This window comes from Vibrio sp. 1751 (assembly GCF_033339895.1).
GTDB lineage: Bacteria > Pseudomonadota > Gammaproteobacteria > Enterobacterales > Vibrionaceae > Vibrio > Vibrio alginolyticus.
Genome location: NZ_JAWOVM010000035.1, coordinates 23,890 through 43,583, shown reverse-complemented (window position 1 = coordinate 43,583; position 19,694 = coordinate 23,890). Strand labels below are relative to the sequence as shown.

Sequence of the window (19,694 nt, the reverse complement as noted above, 5' to 3'; positions counted from 1 at the left end):
CTGAAACTCAGTATATTGTATAAAAGTCGGTCAACTTTAGGAGGTTTGGTTTCTCGTCTGAATTACGCAACAAAGCCCATTACGACACACACCTTAGTGCTTTATACCACCGTAGGACGCAGCTTATTGAGGCAATGCGAATCCAGCTAAGTACTGATATACAAGACAGCGATGAGTTGTATGTAGTGGTTCAACCGATCGTCGATATCACGAGCGACCGCTGGAATTACTTTGAAATTTTGACTCGTTGGAATAGCAATATCTATGGAAATATCTCTCCAGCGGAGTTCATTGAAGCTGCCGAACAATCAGGCCTGATTATCGAGTTAGGTGAACGGATTATTGAACTCGCGTGTATCGCAAAGCAAGAACTCGAAGCGAACCTAGGCTATAAAGTCAAACTCTCCATCAATTGCTCAGCGTATGAGCTGGTTGATTCCAACCGTTATATTAATCACTTAACCAACATGGTTGAAAAGTATCAGCACGAAGCAAAAGACTTTGTTATAGAGCTCACCGAGACCGTCTTACTCTCACAAAGTGGCCGTGAACAGATGGTACTTAACTCGTTGCGATACTTGGGTTTTAAAGTCGCACTGGATGATTTTGGTACGGGATACTCAAGCTTGAACTATATACACAATTATCCAATTGATAGCATCAAAATCGATGCTACCTTTGTGCAGAACATGCTCTCAAATACAACCTCTGAACAAGTAGTGTTTTTGATAGCGCAATTGGCAGAGCTGCTTGATGTGGATTTGATTGCCGAAGGCGTAGAAGACGATAGAGCACTACAAAAGTTAATTGAAATGGGCTGCCACTACATCCAAGGTTATTTTTACTCTCGTCCACACAGTGTTGAAGAAATCGTACACCTGATAAATGAACGTGAAGTGCGGAGTGCCTAACGTACTGAACAGACTGCTGTCATAGAATTCAAATCTAGTTAATGCACAAAGTAAAAGAGACCAAGCTATGCTTAGTCTCTTTTTGTTTTTTAAGCGAAGTACTTTATTACAGCACTGCTTTCTCTTTATCGCGTAATAGTCTATCCATTTCATCTCTGTTCGCGACAAAAGTAGCCATCTCTTTCTTAGGAACAGAACTCGCCATTGGGATATTTGCTCGCATAGCGTTAACTGGACGGCCGTATTCAATCAACTCATAGTGAAGGTGTGGCCCAGTCACTCGACCTGTTTTACCAGAAAGACCGATACGCTGGCCTCGAGAAACCTTTTGCCCTTTCTTCACCAAAATCTTACTTAGGTGTAAGTAACGGGTTTTGTATTTGCTGCCGTGCTCAACAACCACGTAGTTACCCGCATAGGGGTGTTTACGAGTCATGATCACTGTACCATCACCAGTAGAAACGACTGGTGTACCGGTTGGTACAGCAAAGTCAGTGCCGTTGTGCGGCGCAACACGCCCCGTTACTGGATGTAAACGATTAGGGTTGAAGCCAGAACTGATACGCCAACGGCTACTTACAGGGTAACGCTGGAATGCGCGCTGTAAGCTTTCACCTTTGGCATTGTAGAATTGACCATCAGTATGAAGGTAAGCGGTGATCTCGCGGCCGCGATTATAAATCTTAATCGCCTCAATTTCGTTCTTACCTGTTGGTACACCATTGATGCTTTGTGAGCGACGAACAACTTCAAATCGATCACCTGCACGAAGGTCACGTCCAAAGTTAAGTTGTTCTTTGAGTAAGCTTACGACTTGACTCACTTCCGCCGACGTTAAACCTAAACGACTCGCAGAAGAAGAAAAACTGCCTTGAATAACGCCAACTAAAGGCTCTTGGCTCCACACGCCAGGAATGGAAATATCAGTAAAGTCATAGCTACCATCACTATTCAGCTTGTAGACCACTTTATCTGCAATAGAAAATTGCAGTTCCATTTTCGCTAACTCGCCTGTCGCATCATCACGCCAGAAACGGAGCGTATTGCCCGGCTTAAGTGTATCAAGTGCCAAGTAGTTCAAATCCGTTTCCATTACTTTCATTAACGAGCTGTAACCGAAACCGAGCTGACTAAAAATAGTGCTTAGGTTGTCACCTGCTTGGATTTGATATTCGAAGTTCGGGGGAGTGACAACTTCGGCAGTTGTCGCATCAAGAATTTTTTCAACGACCTGAGATTCAGGTAGGTTCAATGCGATGGTTTTGGTTAAAGATGACTCTTTGAGAGAGTGAGAAACACCAATCGCAACTAAAACTGGCAAGGAGTATAACAGCAGCGCTCTACGACTTGTCAGATTCGGCAACCGTCTTGTAATTTCATTTGTAGACACGGGAATTACTATCTCCTTTCAAACAAGGCTCATAGCTTATGCATTCCCGAATAAGAAATCACTAGGAAATTTCGAGATCTAGCGCAGAAAATACTGAATTTTTACAGAACTCAAAAAAAATTCATCACTGTTGCATATGTAAGTTATTCCCTACACGCTGTAATGTGGATGAATTGAATTGATTTGGCGTGTCTGCCATTGCTTGATCGTCACCGTGCGCTAAATATGAAAGCGTGATAGTTGTATCACTTTTCCATTCGAGCTGAGTAAATTTCACGCGGTCACCAACAAAAATACTGTCTAAAAGTACAACTCGGCTCGGCACGGGGTCAAACTTGAACAAGCCAACATAGTTAAACGAACCGCTACCTTGTGTCGTTACAATCATCGGTGCAACAACCCATGAAACACCTTCAATCTCACGCTGACTAATCGACGCAGTTGGGACAAGTACCTGACCTTTCGTCGCACCTGCATCATAGTCACCTATCAAATAGCCGTTTTCTTTATCCCACTCATCAAGAAAAGTGACCGCACCCTGCTCGGGGACTTGGATCGTCCAAGGATTACGTGCAGTGATACCAAGCGTCTCTTGCACAATAACGTTAGTTTCTACTTCTGTTTGAGGAAACTTAGCCATGATCTCGTCATCAGACAAACTAAAACGATAAACACCCGCGATCACAACCACAACTAATAAAACGATTGGAATAAGTAGAATAAGTGGTATCGGCAGGATTTTTTTGTGAGTCATGAAAGCTTCCTTGTTTCAAGGTATAAACGAAAAGCGAGTATACCATTGTATACCCAAATGATTTCACCTCTTCAAGTGTTTCAAAATTAAACTAAACTGATTATATCCAAATAGTTTCAAGTCCAGAGCTCATAACGAGCTAGTGACACAAGCTCTGTGCTCTAGGTCTATTGGTGTATTGGGACAAATAGGTAATCACGATGACAAAAACCATTCATACATGCGAGTGCGCCTGCGGTTTAGTTGAGATCCGTTGTAAGGGAGAGCCCACCCACACGTCTGTCTGCCATTGCTTCGAATGCCAAAAACGAACTGGCAGTGTTTTTGGGGTACAAGCTCGCTTTGAAAAAGAGCACGTCACTTTAAACGGTGAAGTCACTAGCTATACCCGAATTGGCGATGATGGCAGTGAGGTTCAGTATGACTTTTGTCCATCCTGCGGCACGACAATGAGGTTGTTCGTTGCTGCATACCCAGAAATCATGATCATTCCCGTCGGTCTATTTACCGATAAAGAGTTCCACCAACCTACCGTTTCAGTCTATGAACAAATGAAACACGGGTGGGTGAGTTTCGAATGCACAACGGAACACATCTGCTAGCGGGCAATCCACGTTCACATATTTACTTTGGCTCGGACAAACACCCTATAAGTGAGATTTTTTTGAGAATGATCAATCGAGTTTTACTGTAAAGGGTTTCGTAACTCGGTGTGAGCGTTATAATCGGCTCCTAATATTTGGTGGGGGTTTATTGTGATTTCCAGACTTCCTCGTTGGGTGGAATATGGCGCGTTTCTACTAGCTCTTCTCGCGGGCTGCGTCAACGCCGTTGGTCTTCTCGGCTTTCAACACCAAGCGATAACTCATCTTTCGGGAACCGTAACTCAGCTAGGGAACAGCTTGCTAACAGGTGTGGATAGCTCCATTCACCTGCTCTTCATCGTATTTAGCTTTTTGATTGGCGCTGCCTTTAGCGGCTTTTTTATTGAAAGCAGTGCGTTAAAGCTAGGACGAAGATATGGTGTTGCACTGTGCATAGAAGGAAGCTTGCTCTTACTCAGCTTGGGCTTTTTGGTGCAAGGGGATTTGTACGGCCAATATCTAGCATCAGCAGCATGTGGATTACAAAACGCAATGATCACCACGTTTAGCGGCGCAGTAGTCAGAACCACACATATGACCGGAATCATCACCGATCTAGGGATTATGATTGGAGAGAGCTTGAGAGGTCGTCAATTTGACCGACGTAAAGCAAAATTATTCCTATTCATTTTCTTTGGCTTTTTGTTTGGCGGCGTCGCGGGAGCGGCTCTATTTACGGTATATGGTTTATATACGCTGGTTTTCCCAGCAATATTGGCTTTTTCTACAGCTCTGATTTACTGGAGTTACCTATACATACTTAGCCGTCAACAAAAAGCATAAAATTTCGATCCGATTGAAGCGACATACTTCAATCGGATTTGGCTCAATAGGTTCACACTGCAACGGTACAAGAAACGCTGAACGGCATTTTGACACTGCTAAAAACCTTAGAATAGATAAGGCTAACTGAATTTCTGGCTAAGAAGTTAGTCAGATCAAAATCACATTTGTTTACCATTTTATTATTCCAGTCACAATGCGCCCCATAATTCACTGCGCAATTCGCCTCTCGTGCTACAATTTTCTAACACACGCAACATATTCGCATACACTTAGACGTTATTTGACCAATTACCCGACAAATCGGCTGAATAACTAGATGTATTTAATGAATAGTATTGCAATGGATGCAGTTTGCGGGTACCCTCCGCAAAACTGTGATTAAATACGGATGTTTAGTGAATATTTATGTCATGGAAATGGCAAGTATTGACTAGTAGTAACACGAGACAACTATGCATAACACCACTAATGCTACTGAAGCTCCTAAGGGCAACTTTTGGATGTTTTTCATCCCTTCCCTAATTGGTCTTCTACTCTTTATGGCTCCGATCTCTTACGATGGCGGCCTAACCATTCCCGTTGCAGTGATGGCAAAAGTCATCCCAGCGGTGTTAGGCGATACCTTGATTGCTATCGTCACCAGTATCATCGCTTTCATGGCCGTTGCTTCTGTTCTTTGCAAAATTTTTAAGCCAGCTGCAATTTTACGTAATGGTTTTTTAAACGGTCTCTTCAACCCATCTCCACTTTGGCTCGTTGTTCGTTTAATCGGCGGCGCTGCCGTGTTAATGACGTTTTTCCAAGTGGGTCCAAAAGCAATTTGGGAAGAGAACACTGGCGGGCTTGTTCTTACTGGTCTCCTACCTACTCTGTTTGCCGTTTTCATTTTCGCGGGTTTACTGCTTCCGCTTCTTTTGAACTTCGGTCTTCTGGAGCTATTTGGTGCGTTACTCAGTAAAATAATGCGTCCGGTATTCAACCTACCTGGCCGCAGTGCAATTGACTGTATGGCATCTTGGTTAGGCGACGGAAGTGTTGGTATCTTGCTAACCAGCAAGCAATACGAAAATAAGTTCTATACTCAGCGTGAAGCGGCTGTTGTCGGGACCACTTTCTCAGCAGTATCGATCACGTTTAGCTTAGTTGTTATCGCTCAGGTAAAACTAGAGCACTTATTTTTGCCTTTCTACGGCGCTATCTGTCTAGCTGGTATCGTAGCTGCGATTGTCATTCCTCGCCTGCCTCCGCTTAGTCTGAAGAAAGATCGCTACATTGACGGCAGCAACCCTGATAAAGACGCAGATGCAGTGCCAGAAGGCCACACCACATTCTCTTGGGGTATGGATCTAGCTCTTAAGCGTGCTGGTCAAGTCACATCGGTTCAGTCTGTATTTAAAGAAGGCGTACACAACGCAGTCGACATGGTATTTGGCGTATTACCTGTAGTGATGGGTCTTGGTACCGTTGCATTGGTGATTGCAGAATACACACCTGTATTTGCAATTCTGGGTCAACCGTTTATCCCATACCTAGAGCTACTGCAAGTCCCTGAAGCTGTTGCAGCATCACAGACAATCGTTGTTGGCTTTGCGGATATGTTTATTCCAGCAATTTTAGCGGCCTCAATCGATAACGAAATGACACGTTTTGTTATTGCAGCAATGTCAGTAACTCAGCTTATCTACATGTCGGAAGTAGGTGCCCTACTGTTAGGCAGCAAAATTCCAGTAAACATTGTAGAGCTCTTCGTAATTTTCATTTTACGTACGTTAATCACGTTACCTGTGATTGCTGGCGTTGCTCATCTTATTTTCTAAAATCGAGACGTCAATTAACAAAGGCTCCGCATCGTCGGGGCCTTTTTTATACCTAAAACTCCGTCCACATTAGGCTTTTAGTAAAAAGCTCATAATTTACAAAGACAAAACTTCAACAAAACACCTGTCAGCACCAACAAAATTTTCATCACCTCACCTGTAAAGCCAGTTAATGCCACTGTTTGTTAAGCAATTCTTTTCATTATGACGATTTCATTAATTGAGCTCGCAAACATGATCACACTCACAAGTTTTAACGTAAATTGTCGGTTTGTTTAAATTTAGTTAAAAAAGACGACAAATGAGTTCATGTTTTTGACAAAGATGTCGATAAAAATATAACCAAACACAATAGGTTTCTCTTTACGCCCAATTCGCTCGGTTTAAAAGAGGCGAAAGCAAAGTGGAACCAACCGGGAGAATCAGAGGAAAGCTCATGAAATTCAGACATAAGGTTGTCACAGCCTCTTCATTTTTGCTGCTAATTACCGTGTCGTTATTGTCGACACAACAAGTTATGACCATCCGCTCCCAAACTCAGGAGCAAATCGACTCAAGTGTAAACGAGATATTGACCAGTGTTGGTAACACTGTGCAATCAGAAATGAATGCAAAGAAGGATCTCGCTCGCTCCATTACTGAAGTGATTGAGCTTGATCCCAGTTCACATAGCTATGTTCAAAACATACTTGAAAGACCGACGCCAAAAAGCAGCTTCCTTGCCATCGGTTTTGGTTATGAAAGTAATGGCTTTGTGATTGAAAATGACGACGGCTGGGATGCGGGTCCAGACTACGACCCACGTCAGCGTCCTTGGTTTATTGCAGCTAAGAGCAAAGGCGATTTGGTCGTAACCGATCCGTACGTCGATGCGTCTTCGAAAAACGTTATCATCTCTGTTGGTACGCCAGTAAAAGAAAATGGCCAGTTTTTAGCCGGTATGTTTTATGACCTCGAATTAACTACCCTTTCTGATCTGGTCAACCAAGTGAATCTGTTTGATGCTGGTTACTTATTTCTGATCACCGCTGATGGCACAACCATTGCTCACCCTCAAAGTAAGTATAACGGCGAGAAAGTCGGTAGCTACCTCCCGCAAATCGAACTTACGCAATCAGCACAACATGTTGAGATTGATGGCAACCGCTACATGGTTAACCTGACTCACATTCCTGGCGAGAACTGGTACGTAGGTTCGGTGATCGATGAAGCTGTTGCCTATTCTGCCGTAGGAGAGCTTCGTAACAACGCTATTATTTATTCAATCATTGCCGTGATTGCATCTATTATCGCCCTAACTCTGTTGATTCGCACTCTCATGCGTCCTTTGGACACGCTAAACAATGCGATTAAAGATGTAGCATCAGGGAAAGGCGACCTTACACAACGCCTCGAAACAGATACTGACCAAGAGTTTTCTGAGCTTGCCACAAACTTCAATACGTTCATGGAGAACTTACAACAGCAAATCATTGAGTCGAAACGTATTTCTGATCAAATTTTAAACGGAACTCAAATCACCGCTGAGGGCGCAAAAGACTCGGCAGGCGCAATTCACACTCAGCTGCAAGAGCTAGAACAACTTGCTACCGCGATGCATGAGATGTCTGTCACCGCGACAGAGGTTGCTAATAATGCGCAAGGTGCGGCAAGTGCAGCTAAAGAAGCCGACCAAGCAACGGTTGAGGGGTCTTCTATCGTTGGTGAATCGACACAAACGATAAACATGCTTTCCGATAGCATTGACCTTGCAGTCGAAGAAGTACAAGTGTTGGAATCTGCTACCGCCAATATCGAAACGATTCTAAAAGTCATCAACGATATTGCGGACCAAACAAACTTACTCGCGTTGAATGCCGCAATCGAGGCTGCACGTGCGGGAGAATCTGGCCGAGGCTTCGCCGTTGTTGCAGATGAAGTACGTACACTGGCACAACGTACTCAAGAGTCGACAACAGAGATTCGTACTATGATTGAGCAACTACAATCTGGCGCTTCATCTGTGGCAAATGCCATGCATCAAAGCAAAGGTAGTGCTATAGAGGCCGTTGAAAAAGCGGGTTTAGCAAATAGTGCGTTACAACGCATTCGTGACGCGATTCAGCGTATTTCCGATATGAACTTGCAAATTGCCTCAGCAGCGGAAGAGCAAAGCCTTGTCGCTGAAGAGATCAACAACAATACGGTGAATATTAAAGACCTATCGACTCAAGTCGCCGAATCGGCAAATCGAACCAACGACGCGATGCAGGCGCAACAAGAAGATGTACATAAACAAGATCAAATCTTAAATAGATTTACTGTCTAACACTCATCTAAGCAAAAACAGCGAGCACCGGCTCGCTGTTTTTGTTTTTAACCCTCAACCCTAGTATTGGTCGATGTTACATGTGCCATGTTGTTGCTATTAAGCTCAACATTACAAGAACGCCGACTATGTGCCCTTTCAAGTTTAATTGAACTCGACATGGATATAGCGATCATTAGAACGGCGATAATAACGGTCGTCCACTTTTAGATAAGTGAAATCTCCAATCTTTATGTAGGTACTATTCCGAGGAATTCGGTCATGGTAATAGTAACTGCGCCTTGGTCGTCTGGTCTCCACATAAATAACGTCACGATGTTTGTGTTTATGCTTGTGCTTGCGCTTGTGTTTATGATGGTGGTGATGAGCATGATGGTGATCGTACCGATGTCCATGCTTATGCTTCGGGTCAGCCACCGCTTCTGTACTCAACACACCTAAAGACAACATAACGCCAACCATGGCAAAAGATAATTGCTTTGACACAACAGAGCCTCTTATTCATATCAACATCGATATAATAGAAGGGTGAATCACTGTACATGTCAGCCTTTCGCTAAGGAGTTTTACTAAAAAGTCAGCGCTAACCGTGATTATCAGAGAAACGTCAAACATCACAAATGCTGATGACTTCGAGTGGCCTGGGTTCGGCTATGAATACAAAAAAGCCGCCCGTTTGACTACGAGCGGCTCAGTTTTTAAATAAGCTAGCGTGATTTTATACTGCTTGGGCAAACAGCAAGAAACAGCCGAATAGGAAGATCATGCTCATTCCCATTGCGCCGCCACCAGCTTCATAAATATTGTCATCTTCTACCGGCACTCGGCGCACTTTCATGGTCATTGATAATGGGACAAAGACCGCGAGAAACACAAGAATAATCCCCGCGTAGCTGAGAATAGCTAGGAAGTGTTCTGGCGCAAATACAGCACCTAATAGTGGTAGCACAAAAGTAGTAACAAAAATCACTGGCTTACTTGCTTTCAGTAGGTCTGCATTTTGATCATATAGCGCCATTGCAACACCTAAGAACGACGTTAGCAGTGCCAAACCAGTAAACATGGATAGGATGAACTCTAAGCCCTCGTATTGCTGACCTAGTACCGAGATCAACTCTGTTACGTTGGAGTATTGAACAAGCTCATGAGGTGGTAGATTGCCGACAACCGCTAACAACCATAATAGGTAACAAACAAGCGGAATAGTTGAGCCCACGATAATCATATTACGCAGCTGTGTTTTACTCGCTTCTTTGTTGTAAGTTACAAGCGATGGGATCACGACCATAAAACCGAAACTGGTGAAAAGCACCGAACTGGTTTTGATAAGTGCCATTTTATCGTCGCTCACAACCTCATCAAGTCCTTCAAACGAGACGCTTGGTGCAAGCGCAAAAAGTGTCAGGATCAGCGCTACGATCATGCCTAGGAACAAACCGCGATTCAGCTTATCTACTACCCCTGTACCTGCCGAAACAATGATACCAACTAAAAGAGTAAAACCGACTTGGCTTGAGATCGTAGATGTTGGAAGCCCAATTGAGGCTGTTACTTTTTGTACCAGATCACCCGCACCAATGATGTAAGCCATTAATAGACAAACTAACAGGGCGTAAAGCAAGCTGTTGGTTACCAACTGGCCTCCTTTACCAAGCGTTTCGCGAGCAATTGCATTCATGCTCACACCACCACCTACTTTGCAACTGGCTTCAAGAAGGAGCAGCGCAGCATAAGTCGTTCCAGCCCAGATGAACAACATAAGAAGAGTGCCCCAAAGGAGGCCAAATTGAGCAAGCACCATTGGTATAGCAAGCATACCAGCGCCAAGAGCAGTACCTGCAACGATCAGGGAGCTGCCGACAAGTTTTAGGTTCACGGTTAATACCTCTAAATTCAATCCGTTAATTTCTCGCCAGTTGTGCTTTATCTAAAGCACACAACAAAACGCTCCGACTTAGTCAAAATTTGGTTACAAGAGCACTATGTTACAAGAGCCCTGTATGGCTAAGAAAACACGCAACAAAAGGTGGTTAATCATTTGCACATGAACACTTGAGAGTCGTTTTTGGCGATGTCATCGTTGATGAAATGTGCGCAACTTTGGGTTCGAAGCAAAATTGTTCATCTTAATTCATCAACCCCATTCGTTATGAATGGATTTGGTTCGAAAAGATTGTAAGGCATAAGCAGGACGATTGAAAAGCAAAAGGTCAATCTTATAGCGATATATTTTAACAACTCTTATCTTTTACCTAAGATGTGTTGTTTTTTTCGTCACTAATTAGTCTTTTATCGCTTAAAGAGAAGGAAGAACGTGCTCAATGGCTCAATTTGGCTGGGTGTACAGATTAATTTACAGTTTAAGTGAAGGTGTTAGATTCCAAGGACGTAGCCTAGATCGGACAATATCGCTATTATTCGCTGCGTACCGACACTGTTCGGTTCACATACCTCTAAACACTGATTTACGGTTCGAAAATATAGGTAAATGAGTGTCCGAATGCTGGGTGTGGTTCCCCAGCATTTGCATCCTTTCTTTTAGATGTCATCAATTGATCGAAATTGCGTAAATCTTGTATCGCCCGACTTTACGACTGTGTTAATACGCTTTATCTAGCGCGCCAATGATATAAGTTAACACTGGAATACCCATATCGGCGACCTGCTTCTCAGTCTCACTCATATTTTCATGCGCGATCCGCAGCTCTACTTCACTTATCGATTCTTTGTGAAGGTAAAGCTCTTTGTAGTTCATCAATCGCTGTTGTGACTGTTGAATCAGTGTCACAACATTCTCTTTAGTCTCACGATGTTGCTGATCAATTTCACTAAATAAATGATCTAAAATGCGTTGCATTTTGCGAATAGAAGCTTTCGTTTCTATTGATTTGTATGATTGATACTTTTCCATTGAGTTAATAACTGACTAAAATATTTACGTTTTTATAAGACAGTTATTTTTATACTGATTGCAAAGCAGGTAAATATGTGGTGGTTAAACTGGTCCACTTCTTGCTACGTTTAGGTCAAAACTGTCCTTTCAGGAGAGCACATGCAGGTAGACCCTATAATTCAAGCACTGATCGCAAGACGAAAATCGAATGGCCTCTCCCGTGAGCAAATGGCAAACATCGCTGGAATGAGCGTAAAAACATATCAAAGGATCGAGCGCGGAGAGTCCGATCTTAAACTCTCACAATATCGTGCCATATTGCGTTCGCTTCATTTGACTGACCTAGATATTGCTTTAGATGTACGTGATGTTCAGCATGTCACAGCAAATGACCTAACGGCCGTGGCGAGATTGCTCTCACCGGAAGCTCAGTCCCTGCTCGTTCGCCTATTATCGTTAGTCCTTGAACAAAAGAACAAGAAAGGTGATTAACGACATTGCTCATACCCAAACGATGAATGCCCTGTTGAGCGTTGAAACATGAATCGTTTAGACAAAAATAAAACTCGTCAAATGACGAGTTTTATTCTTTATATCAGTCCGTTACTCTAGGCTTTTCAATTCCGATGTATCAACGCCTTTTATTGCATCTTTCGCCACTTTATCAGGATCAAAGACATCACGTTCTTCATATGAATTATCAATCATGCCTTGTCCTATCGCGGTTGCCTGCTTTTGTAACTTGTTACCCTCTACCTCACCAGCATCCCAGCCTTGCCGATAATCTGAGTCGGTTTGATACCTTGTTTCGTCCTTAATATAGTGTTCAAAATCATTCCCTGCCTCTTGCATACCACTATGCCGACCGTCATGAAAGCCTTGGATATAAGCTTCATCATAACCGCTCTCTTTTAACGCGCTGTCACTCGTACCACAGCCTGAGAGGAGAACAAAAAATAGCGAAACGAATACCTTATGAAACATATTTAGGCCTCAAAGCTTTCAAATAAATTAATCATAGTTCGCGATTTCAACTTCTGCTTACTTCAGGCTATTAGATAGCATTGTGACTCGACGAAGCCTGTGAACTTGAGTCCCTACAGTGAGTACAAAGCTGGACAAAGCATCACACCTACTGATAAACATTATACTCAACGCGCGTTTAATACTTCCATCGCAAGTGCTTCATCATCTTGCTCAGCCAAACCACTGATACCAATTGCACCGACGACTTTCCCCTCTTGTTCTACAGGTACACCACCCATAAAGCCTGTGATCTTCGGGTCAGTCCAATAACTCAACTGCTTACCCGTCTCACGAGCCCAAGCACCCAGATTGCCGCTAGGCTGACAGTCTCTAGCCGAGGTGTAAGCTTTGTTATGTGCCAACAAACCTGCTTGCACACTCACATCATCCATTCGGGCAAAACCGAGCAATTCTCCATGTGTATCAACCACGGCAACCGCAATGTTCTGCTTGCGAGCAGTCGCAATTTCCAATGCCGTTTGAATCAGAGTTTGAACTTGTACGTATTTCATTTTTCTCTCCTACGGGATCTCATGACCAAGGGTTTTCTCGAACAAGCCATACCAATGGCTACGTGATAGCGTGACGTTCTCTACTTGAGCACAAGCGCGAATACGCTGTGGGTTTGCAGTACCAATAACAGGCTGAATTTGGTTTGGATGACGCGTCAGGAAGGCTAAAACAATCGCCTCAGACGACACGCCATATTCAGCTGCTAGCGCCATTACCATCTCCGCCGTCTGTCTGGTGTTGTGATCATCAGAATGTAAGCCACGCTCTGAGAATCTTCCTTGCGCCATACTGCCCCACGCTTGCAGTTGGATATTGTGCCTACGGGCATGTTCCAGTGTTCCCGCAACGTAGTCAGATGCGGACGAAGGAAGCCCCATACCTTGCTTGATGAAGTCAGACTTAGCCAGACTCATTTCCAACTGGTTCGCCACAACAATTTCGCCCGTTGCTTGTTGAAGAAGATCAATTTGAGCACTGTTCATGTTAGAAACACCGAAGTGGTTAACTTTGCCAGCTTGTTTCAGTGCTTGGAGCGCTGTGCCCAGTTCTTCAAATTCAACCAGAGGATCAGGACGATGCAGCATCAAAACATCAAGGTTTTCCACGCCAAGGCGCTCAAGAATGCCCTCAACAGAAGCCGTCACCCATTTGGCAGAGAAGTCATACTGCTTAACACCTTGCTCATCTCCTAGACGGATGCCGCACTTGGATTGCAGATAAATTCGCGCTCGTAAGGTTGAGTCATTGGCTAAGATGCACCCAAACACTTCTTCTGCCTTACCGAATTTGTAGATATCCGCATGATCAAAGAGATTGATGCCAACCTCTAATGCAGCCTCGACAGCGGCATAAGCTTGGTTTTCATCTTGGGCGGTTAATGGGTTGCGATTCCACTCCCCTCCAAGTCCCATACAGCCGAAGACCAAGCGGCTAACGTTAGGTAAGGTTTTGGCGAGCGGTAGTGTTGGATTGTTCATCGTTATTCTCACTTTTCCGATTTCTGCATCTTCAATTTCTTAAGTTAACTCTAACCATCTTACCGTTCGTAAAAATTAGTTTAATACCGTAAAATCGAATTCATTATCCTCGCTACCGAACAATTAAAGCGAACAATAAAGACGAGCAATCAAGATGGCAGATTATAAGAGAATCGAAAAACTGATGCTGTTTGCTGAAGTGGCTCAAACACTTAACTTTTCTAGGGCAGCGGAGCAACTTGGCATTTCTAAAAGTTACCTGTCGGAACAAATCAAGCGCTTGGAATCGGAACTCGCAACGCCTTTGATTGTTCGAACCACACGCAGCGTGAGATTGACGGCAGAAGGTGAATCGATCTTTGCACAAGCGGAAGATCTCAAACGCCGCGTAATGGAAATGGAAAAGAGTTTAAGTCAGCGATCTGAACAAATAGACGGTCTGATTCGTCTTACCGCTCCCAAGATGTTTGCTGAAGCGGTGCTGCATGATTTGTGCGTAGCGTTTCGCGCTTTACATCCAAACGTAGAGTTCGAGATCCTTTCTAGCTATCAAGCGTTTAATCTGACAGAAACCAGCGTTGATTTTGCGTTTCGAGCGACAAGAACGCCGCCAGAGAATATGATTGCTCATCACCTTTTGGACTACCACCACTGGCTGGTTGCCTCTCCTCAGTATCTGCAAGAAGAAGGTACGCCGGAGACATTAGATGATTTACAAGAGCATCAATGCTTAACCACATTGCATCAAAAAGAGTGGCCGTTAAAAACGGGAACAGTTCAAACCCAAGGTTGGCTTTCAAGCAATGAAAACCGCTTACTCAAAGAATCAGCCCTGTCTGGCAATGGCATTGCTCGGTTAGCAAGTTACTTTGTCGAACAAGACGTTGAGCACTGCCGTCTAGTGCAGGTTCTATCGGAAGAAACCGACCACCAGCACAACGCGGTTTACTTGGTGTACCCACAACTTATCTATCAATCGGCGAAAACCAGAGCCTTCATTGAATTTGTGAAGCAGCACTTTGCTCAATAACTAAAGTAGTTAATCCGCTGACCACACCGAGCGAATATCTGGCCAACCCCAGTTAGTAAGAGCGACGTCTTCTAAAACACCTTGGAAACGCAAAGTTTGTGTATGGTGGAACATGGGTGCAATCCAGTATTCGCTGATCAACGTCGATGCAATTGGCTCCAATGCATTAAGGTAGTCCTCAAGTGGAACGAAAGATCTGACTCTCTGTAGTTGTTCATCCAACCATTGTGCGTTCTTTTCTCCCAAAGTGTGGAATAGCACAGCGTTGCTGAAGAAGTTCGTGAACGCTGAGGCATGACGATTATCATCTAGGTTTATGTTCGTCACGACCATCGTCTCATTTAGCTCACCATTCTTAGCTTTCTCGTTCAGCTCACGATAGGAATACATAACAATTTCTACTTTACTGCCAACACTCGCCAAACGATTAGAAATAGCCCGCGCACAGCGACGCAACGCGGTATAGTTATATCCTGCTATCGTAATGTGTTTAGGTAACTTAAGCGGCTCACTAAACGGACGGAGCACTGGCTTCCAACCTGGTAGCAGGTTATAAGCGGGTATACTCCCAAATACAATATTCTCGCGGCGCATCACTTCGGCCAAGTGCTCAGGTTGAATTAGCTCACTAATATAACGGCGCTGCGCTAAAGAGAGTTTGTGCTTAGCGTGCTGATTAAATAAGGCGAATAAGCAACCATCTTCTATTCGACTACGCTTGCTCGCCGATGAGTTTTCTCGGTTTTGCGTCGACATATAGTGTCCACACAAATCCTCCTCGGGCGAAGCATCCCTTTGCAACGTATTTGCTGCCAATGACGGGTTCTCCATTTGCTCGTCATTAACAATCCAGATAGTCACCAAATCCGTTAGAACTCTACATGCATAGTAACCATTAAATGCTTGCAGTTTTAAACGACTTTCATTGTGCTCGACAACAGAGAATGGGCCACTTCCGACCACCAGCTTGTTATTCGCTACGTTAACTTGGCTTACTGGTTGAATGCCGTATTTCACTCCAGAAATAAGTCCAGCAAAGCCCAAGTCAGCTCGATTAAGCTTAAAAACAACTTTCAATGGCGTTGGCGCAGTAATGTTAGCAACATGTGCCAACTCTTTTTCGTAATACTGTAGTGAACTCAACTTTGCAAACAAGCTAACCACTGTTTCTGCATCAATGGAATTACCATTATGAAAAGTCAGACCTGGACGAAGGTAGAAAGTCCATTCGTAGGTGTCTTCGTCATAACGCCAGTGATGTGCGAGTTCTGGTTGCACTTTCCCATTGTGATCACTCGAAACTAAGCAACAATAGATTTGCCTTAATAAGAAACGTTCGCTGCTACGCTGAAGTTGATGTGGAACGACGCGCTCAAACATTCGCTTATAGGTTAATTGAATATTGAGCTGTCCTTCTTGCACAGAAGCACCAGACGTTGTTTTTAACAAACGGCCAAATGCCATTTCGTCTTCATCTAATATCGCCAGTGCTTTTTCATACTTGCCTAACTTGATACGTTCAAGAGCCAAGCTCTCTTTTAAAACGTCTAACTCCATATTCAGAATAAGAGTCGATCGTTGGTTCCGCCCAGCTTTCGGGTGCCAGCTCAACCACGCCTTCTGCTGCATCTGCGTTAGCAGGCTACGAGCATGCCGAGAAGAAGTGAACATGATGTCGGCAATGTCCTGTAACGTGGTTTTTGTTTCATCACCAACGCTAAACGAGAGTAATCGTTGGTAATAGCGAAACAAATTGAGATCAGACACTGAATCAACCTTAGATCTGTGAAGTTTGTGGATAGGAATAGTTTACTTAAGTTGGCGGTAATAAAATAAGAAAACTTCCTAATTATCTGTTCCCCTTTTCCACAATTAACCTCCAAATTCGGCTTTAAAGCCCCATATATTTACGTTATTAGGAAAAAAGCCAACAAAAGCACTCTCTTTTTTATATCCCCTTTTATACACATAATTTACTCGTCAGCTAAAGGAGGAAAAAATGAAGAAGCCAATGATGGCGTACTTTTTTCAGCAACGCCTAGCTCAATCGAGTAATAAAATAGAAGTGATGACTCTGGTTTATCTTAACGATATGTTCCAGTGGTCATAGCCTAACCTCAAGCAGAACTTAGCTCCTGATACTACACCCCCACTTCGTTGTATCTTAAGTTCTGCTTTTTCATCTTTTGCACTCTAATACCTTATTGCAGGTTACTAAAAGTTAACTAGTTGAAACACCGCAAAACAGAGTCTACATTGAAGTCTCATCCCCCAATCGCTTTGTTGAGAAAGGGGCATTCATGGATATACACCATCAATTCGGGAGTCAATATGGCAACTTCAGTGAAACTTAAAGCGGGCGACAGCTTCCCTCATCTTCAAGCCACTTTGCTAGATGGTTCAAACGTAACGTTGGGTCAGCCGCAAGGTGATGCGACTTGGCAAGCAGTATTCGTTTATCGTGGTAAACACTGCCCTCTTTGTACTAAGTACCTCAACGAGCTTGAGAGTTACAAACAGGCTTTCGCTGATGCTGGCGTCGATATTCTTGCCGTTTCTGGCGATTCAAAAGCACAACTAGAGGGGCATCTAGAGAAACTCGAAATCAGCTTCCCTATCGCTTACGGCCTGACCGAAGAACAAATGAAAACGCTAGGCTTGTATGTATCTATTCCTCGATCTGAACAGGAAACCGATCATAATTTCGCAGAACCAGGTCTGTTTGTGGTGAATGAACACGGCGACTTACACGTGGTGGATATTTCAAACAACCCGTTTGTTCGCCCTGAGCTTGGCGCGCTATCACGCGGATTGGCATGGATTCGCGATCCAAACAATAACTACCCTATCCGTGGCACATTGGATTACTAATATCTTCTACACCCAAGTAAACTTTCTATCCTTAAATAAGCTAGGATTCTTGCCTTAGTGAGAATAACTTGGAATACATATCAGATCCGTGAGATCTGATATGTATCAACAAGTTGGAAATAGAGTCCTTGTTCATTATACAACGCCTTGATGAAAAACAAGATCAGTGAAGCCCAGGCTCCCCTCAAACAACGTTAGTTATTTACTTCTAAGTCACTTTCACGATAAATACATGAAATTAAAACTAAAAACTTAGACTTAACGGATATATAAATCATAACGGTACCTACACAAGTAGTTGGCTAGCGATTATTATCCTATTGCAACTCAAAATTGTGCAAATCTAATAATTCATACCATAAATGAAAACATAGATACCGTAAGAGACAAAATAAAAGCAAACGATTAAATTACCAATAAAACACCGTTCAATTAAAATAAAAAACATTTCACTTTATAAAAATGTAATTAATCGTTATTTGCAATCACACATCTTAATTGAGAAATACAGTATGAATAAAATCTCTTTACTTTATATGGCCGTTTGTATCGGATTAGTTGGATGCGGTTCAGGAGGAAGCGACAACGATCCAGCAAAAGATATACATCCCACCATTTCAAATCCGGAACAAGTCAACGCAATGACGGTGGACAAAGGTCATTTCTATTGTTCTGTAAACCAACAAAAACTGGAACACGGAGGGACATCTGCAACTATGTCCTACCTGATTGAAAAGAAAAGAAATTCTACGGTTGTCGACGATTATGAATGTACCGAATACGGTTTAAAGAAAGGTGAGTCAATTATCGTCACTAAAAGTGCAATTGAAAACTTTTCATACTCAAAACATTATAAAAGCACGAAGAAGAATGACATTAATAGGTTTAAAATCATCTACCCTACAGGGCTTACGACTCCGATTAATAAAGATTATGAAAAAATTACGATCACGTATAATACGGAGAGACCTGACGTTAACATTAAGATAATTCAATATTTTGACGAAAGGTCTAAATTATATACCATCAAAAAATATGAAAGCCACGTTAACGACAACTCACCAATAGGTTTAGTTGAGAAAGAGGAATTCGATAAATATTCCGATTTTGAAAAGAAACTGGAATTAAATAGTGCTTTTTTAAATTCAACTGAAGTGAGTGATTTATTCTACAACTTATTAAGTATGATAAAATAATAACTAAAAATCAAAAACTTAAAAAGTACGATTATGCTCAAGTAGCTTCGATATGCCTGACTCGAAAGAGTACGTTGTTTTACGAAACAAATTACGATTTGAATGAAGCACATCTAAGTTACTTGGGTATAAACGGCGATGTATTGTTAATCAGCTTTCAAAAGAGAGTGACGTTTGCGATTAACTACTTTGGTCTTAACGAAGCTCAATTTGATGCTTTTCAGACCAAATTCGCAAATCATCAAGAATCTTAAGTGCGGTACGGCCGAACTCTGTTAGTTCATAGCTGACTGCAATTGGGCGGTCGCTGATCACTTTACGCACCACCATACCTTCCGCTTCTAGCTCTTTAAGACGTTGGTCGATCATCTTTTTACTTGCACCGCCTAGCATGCGTGCTAAGTCATTGAAACGAACTGGGCCGTCTTTCAAATGATAAATCAGAGAACCTTTCCATTTACCACCAATTAAACGCATCCCTTTCTCGATAGCACATGGCTCCGCACATACGTTCGCCACTGACTTACGACCTTTGCTATCTACACTGATTCTGCTTTCCACAATACACCTCAAGATAC

General features: G+C 43.0%; 18 protein-coding genes and 1 pseudogene. 9 read left to right on the top strand and 10 right to left on the bottom strand.

Going from position 1 to position 19,694, the window contains the following annotated elements:
* Window positions 1-77 precede the first annotated feature (77 nt).
* Window positions 78-911: pseudogene (locus R7041_RS12885) on the top strand (EAL domain-containing protein); the annotation flags it as partial.
* 106 nt (window positions 912-1,017) lie between these two features.
* Here R7041_RS12885 and R7041_RS12880 read toward each other — a convergent pair.
* Both R7041_RS12880 and R7041_RS12875 read right to left on the bottom strand, forming a co-directional pair.
* Complete coding sequence (locus R7041_RS12880) at window positions 1,018-2,301, bottom strand: peptidoglycan DD-metalloendopeptidase family protein (protein ID WP_025768471.1); 1,284 nt, start codon at window positions 2,299-2,301, stop codon at window positions 1,018-1,020.
* A gap of 124 nt (window positions 2,302-2,425) precedes the next feature.
* Window positions 2,426-3,055, bottom strand: a complete 630-nt coding sequence (locus tag R7041_RS12875; RefSeq protein ID WP_017635850.1) for a hypothetical protein — start codon at window positions 3,053-3,055, stop codon at window positions 2,426-2,428.
* 200 nt (window positions 3,056-3,255) lie between these two features.
* Here R7041_RS12875 and R7041_RS12870 point away from each other — a divergent pair, with 200 nt between their 5' ends.
* From R7041_RS12870 to R7041_RS12855, 4 genes are all read left to right on the top strand, one after another.
* Complete coding sequence (locus tag R7041_RS12870; RefSeq protein WP_025768472.1) at window positions 3,256-3,657, top strand: GFA family protein; 402 nt, start codon at window positions 3,256-3,258, stop codon at window positions 3,655-3,657.
* 153 nt (window positions 3,658-3,810) lie between these two features.
* Window positions 3,811-4,482, top strand: coding sequence for a YoaK family protein (locus R7041_RS12865; RefSeq protein ID WP_005375484.1), 672 nt, complete (start codon window positions 3,811-3,813; stop codon window positions 4,480-4,482).
* Between the two features lie 455 nt (window positions 4,483-4,937).
* On the top strand, window positions 4,938-6,302 hold the full coding sequence (locus R7041_RS12860) for a YjiH family protein (RefSeq protein WP_005385171.1): 1,365 nt from the start codon (window positions 4,938-4,940) through the stop codon (window positions 6,300-6,302).
* A gap of 436 nt (window positions 6,303-6,738) precedes the next feature.
* Complete coding sequence (locus tag R7041_RS12855; RefSeq protein WP_025768473.1) at window positions 6,739-8,610, top strand: methyl-accepting chemotaxis protein; 1,872 nt, start codon at window positions 6,739-6,741, stop codon at window positions 8,608-8,610.
* A gap of 144 nt (window positions 8,611-8,754) precedes the next feature.
* Here the strand turns inward: R7041_RS12855 and R7041_RS12850 are convergent, their stop codons facing one another.
* The 3 genes from R7041_RS12850 to R7041_RS12840 all read right to left on the bottom strand — a co-directional run bounded on the left by R7041_RS12850 (window position 8,755) and on the right by R7041_RS12840 (window position 11,521).
* Complete coding sequence (locus R7041_RS12850) at window positions 8,755-9,096, bottom strand: hypothetical protein (protein WP_080276968.1); 342 nt, start codon at window positions 9,094-9,096, stop codon at window positions 8,755-8,757.
* A 232-nt stretch (window positions 9,097-9,328) separates the two neighbouring features.
* Window positions 9,329-10,486 (bottom strand): amino acid permease, encoded by a 1,158-nt coding sequence (locus R7041_RS12845; RefSeq protein WP_005375474.1) that lies wholly within the window; start codon window positions 10,484-10,486, stop codon window positions 9,329-9,331.
* Between the two features lie 723 nt (window positions 10,487-11,209).
* The gene (locus R7041_RS12840) at window positions 11,210-11,521 is read right to left on the bottom strand and encodes a hypothetical protein (RefSeq protein WP_054577105.1); all 312 of its coding nucleotides are present in this window, start codon (window positions 11,519-11,521) and stop codon (window positions 11,210-11,212) included.
* Between the two features lie 141 nt (window positions 11,522-11,662).
* Between R7041_RS12840 and R7041_RS12835 the strand changes: the two genes are divergently transcribed.
* Complete coding sequence (locus R7041_RS12835) at window positions 11,663-11,995, top strand: helix-turn-helix transcriptional regulator (RefSeq protein WP_031780945.1); 333 nt, start codon at window positions 11,663-11,665, stop codon at window positions 11,993-11,995.
* A 111-nt stretch (window positions 11,996-12,106) separates the two neighbouring features.
* On the opposite strand, the gene R7041_RS12830 is transcribed toward R7041_RS12835, so the two are convergent.
* The 3 genes from R7041_RS12830 to R7041_RS12820 all read right to left on the bottom strand — a co-directional run bounded on the left by R7041_RS12830 (window position 12,107) and on the right by R7041_RS12820 (window position 14,019).
* Window positions 12,107-12,487: a hypothetical protein gene (locus R7041_RS12830; protein ID WP_005375467.1), complete on the bottom strand. Its 381-nt coding sequence runs from the start codon at window positions 12,485-12,487 to the stop codon at window positions 12,107-12,109.
* A gap of 167 nt (window positions 12,488-12,654) precedes the next feature.
* Window positions 12,655-13,041 (bottom strand): GlcG/HbpS family heme-binding protein, encoded by a 387-nt coding sequence (locus R7041_RS12825; protein WP_186585185.1) that lies wholly within the window; start codon window positions 13,039-13,041, stop codon window positions 12,655-12,657.
* Between the two features lie 9 nt (window positions 13,042-13,050).
* The gene (locus R7041_RS12820; protein WP_186585183.1) at window positions 13,051-14,019 is read right to left on the bottom strand and encodes an aldo/keto reductase family oxidoreductase; all 969 of its coding nucleotides are present in this window, start codon (window positions 14,017-14,019) and stop codon (window positions 13,051-13,053) included.
* 154 nt (window positions 14,020-14,173) lie between these two features.
* Between R7041_RS12820 and R7041_RS12815 the strand changes: the two genes are divergently transcribed.
* The gene (locus R7041_RS12815; RefSeq protein WP_186585181.1) at window positions 14,174-15,049 is read left to right on the top strand and encodes a LysR family transcriptional regulator; all 876 of its coding nucleotides are present in this window, start codon (window positions 14,174-14,176) and stop codon (window positions 15,047-15,049) included.
* Window positions 15,050-15,058: 9 nt separating this feature from the next.
* Here the strand turns inward: R7041_RS12815 and R7041_RS12810 are convergent, their stop codons facing one another.
* Entirely contained in the window at window positions 15,059-16,816 is a 1,758-nt protein-coding gene (locus tag R7041_RS12810) for an SgrR family transcriptional regulator (protein WP_186585179.1), read from the bottom strand.
* A gap of 564 nt (window positions 16,817-17,380) precedes the next feature.
* Between R7041_RS12810 and R7041_RS12805 the strand changes: the two genes are divergently transcribed.
* The gene (locus R7041_RS12805) at window positions 17,381-17,920 is read left to right on the top strand and encodes a redoxin domain-containing protein (protein ID WP_054578683.1); all 540 of its coding nucleotides are present in this window, start codon (window positions 17,381-17,383) and stop codon (window positions 17,918-17,920) included.
* Between the two features lie 512 nt (window positions 17,921-18,432).
* Window positions 18,433-19,116 carry a hypothetical protein gene (locus R7041_RS12800; protein WP_054578682.1) on the top strand — a complete coding sequence of 228 codons (684 nt, stop codon included), beginning with the start codon at window positions 18,433-18,435 and terminating at the stop codon, window positions 19,114-19,116.
* Window positions 19,117-19,311: 195 nt separating this feature from the next.
* Here R7041_RS12800 and R7041_RS12795 read toward each other — a convergent pair whose 3' ends face one another.
* Window positions 19,312-19,677 carry a winged helix-turn-helix transcriptional regulator gene (locus tag R7041_RS12795; RefSeq protein WP_005375456.1) on the bottom strand — a complete coding sequence of 122 codons (366 nt, stop codon included), beginning with the start codon at window positions 19,675-19,677 and terminating at the stop codon, window positions 19,312-19,314.
* Window positions 19,678-19,694: the final 17 nt, after the last annotated feature.

Bases quoted from the DNA above. Each gene is read 5' to 3' on its own strand.
- R7041_RS12860 (WP_005385171.1), top strand. From the start codon at position 4,938: ATGCATAACACCACTAATGCTACTGAAGCTCCTAAGGGCAACTTTTGG.
- R7041_RS12830 (WP_005375467.1), bottom strand. From the start codon at position 12,487: ATGTTTCATAAGGTATTCGTTTCGCTATTTTTTGTTCTCCTCTCAGGC.
- R7041_RS12820 (WP_186585183.1), bottom strand. From the start codon at position 14,019: ATGAACAATCCAACACTACCGCTCGCCAAAACCTTACCTAACGTTAGC.
- R7041_RS12815 (WP_186585181.1), top strand. From the start codon at position 14,174: ATGGCAGATTATAAGAGAATCGAAAAACTGATGCTGTTTGCTGAAGTG.
- R7041_RS12835 (WP_031780945.1), top strand. From the start codon at position 11,663: ATGCAGGTAGACCCTATAATTCAAGCACTGATCGCAAGACGAAAATCG.
- R7041_RS12800 (WP_054578682.1), top strand. From the start codon at position 18,433: ATGAATAAAATCTCTTTACTTTATATGGCCGTTTGTATCGGATTAGTT.
- R7041_RS12870 (WP_025768472.1), top strand. From the start codon at position 3,256: ATGACAAAAACCATTCATACATGCGAGTGCGCCTGCGGTTTAGTTGAG.
- R7041_RS12840 (WP_054577105.1), bottom strand. From the start codon at position 11,521: ATGGAAAAGTATCAATCATACAAATCAATAGAAACGAAAGCTTCTATT.
- R7041_RS12805 (WP_054578683.1), top strand. From the start codon at position 17,381: ATGGCAACTTCAGTGAAACTTAAAGCGGGCGACAGCTTCCCTCATCTT.
- R7041_RS12875 (WP_017635850.1), bottom strand. From the start codon at position 3,055: ATGACTCACAAAAAAATCCTGCCGATACCACTTATTCTACTTATTCCA.
- R7041_RS12825 (WP_186585185.1), bottom strand. From the start codon at position 13,041: ATGAAATACGTACAAGTTCAAACTCTGATTCAAACGGCATTGGAAATT.
- R7041_RS12855 (WP_025768473.1), top strand. From the start codon at position 6,739: ATGAAATTCAGACATAAGGTTGTCACAGCCTCTTCATTTTTGCTGCTA.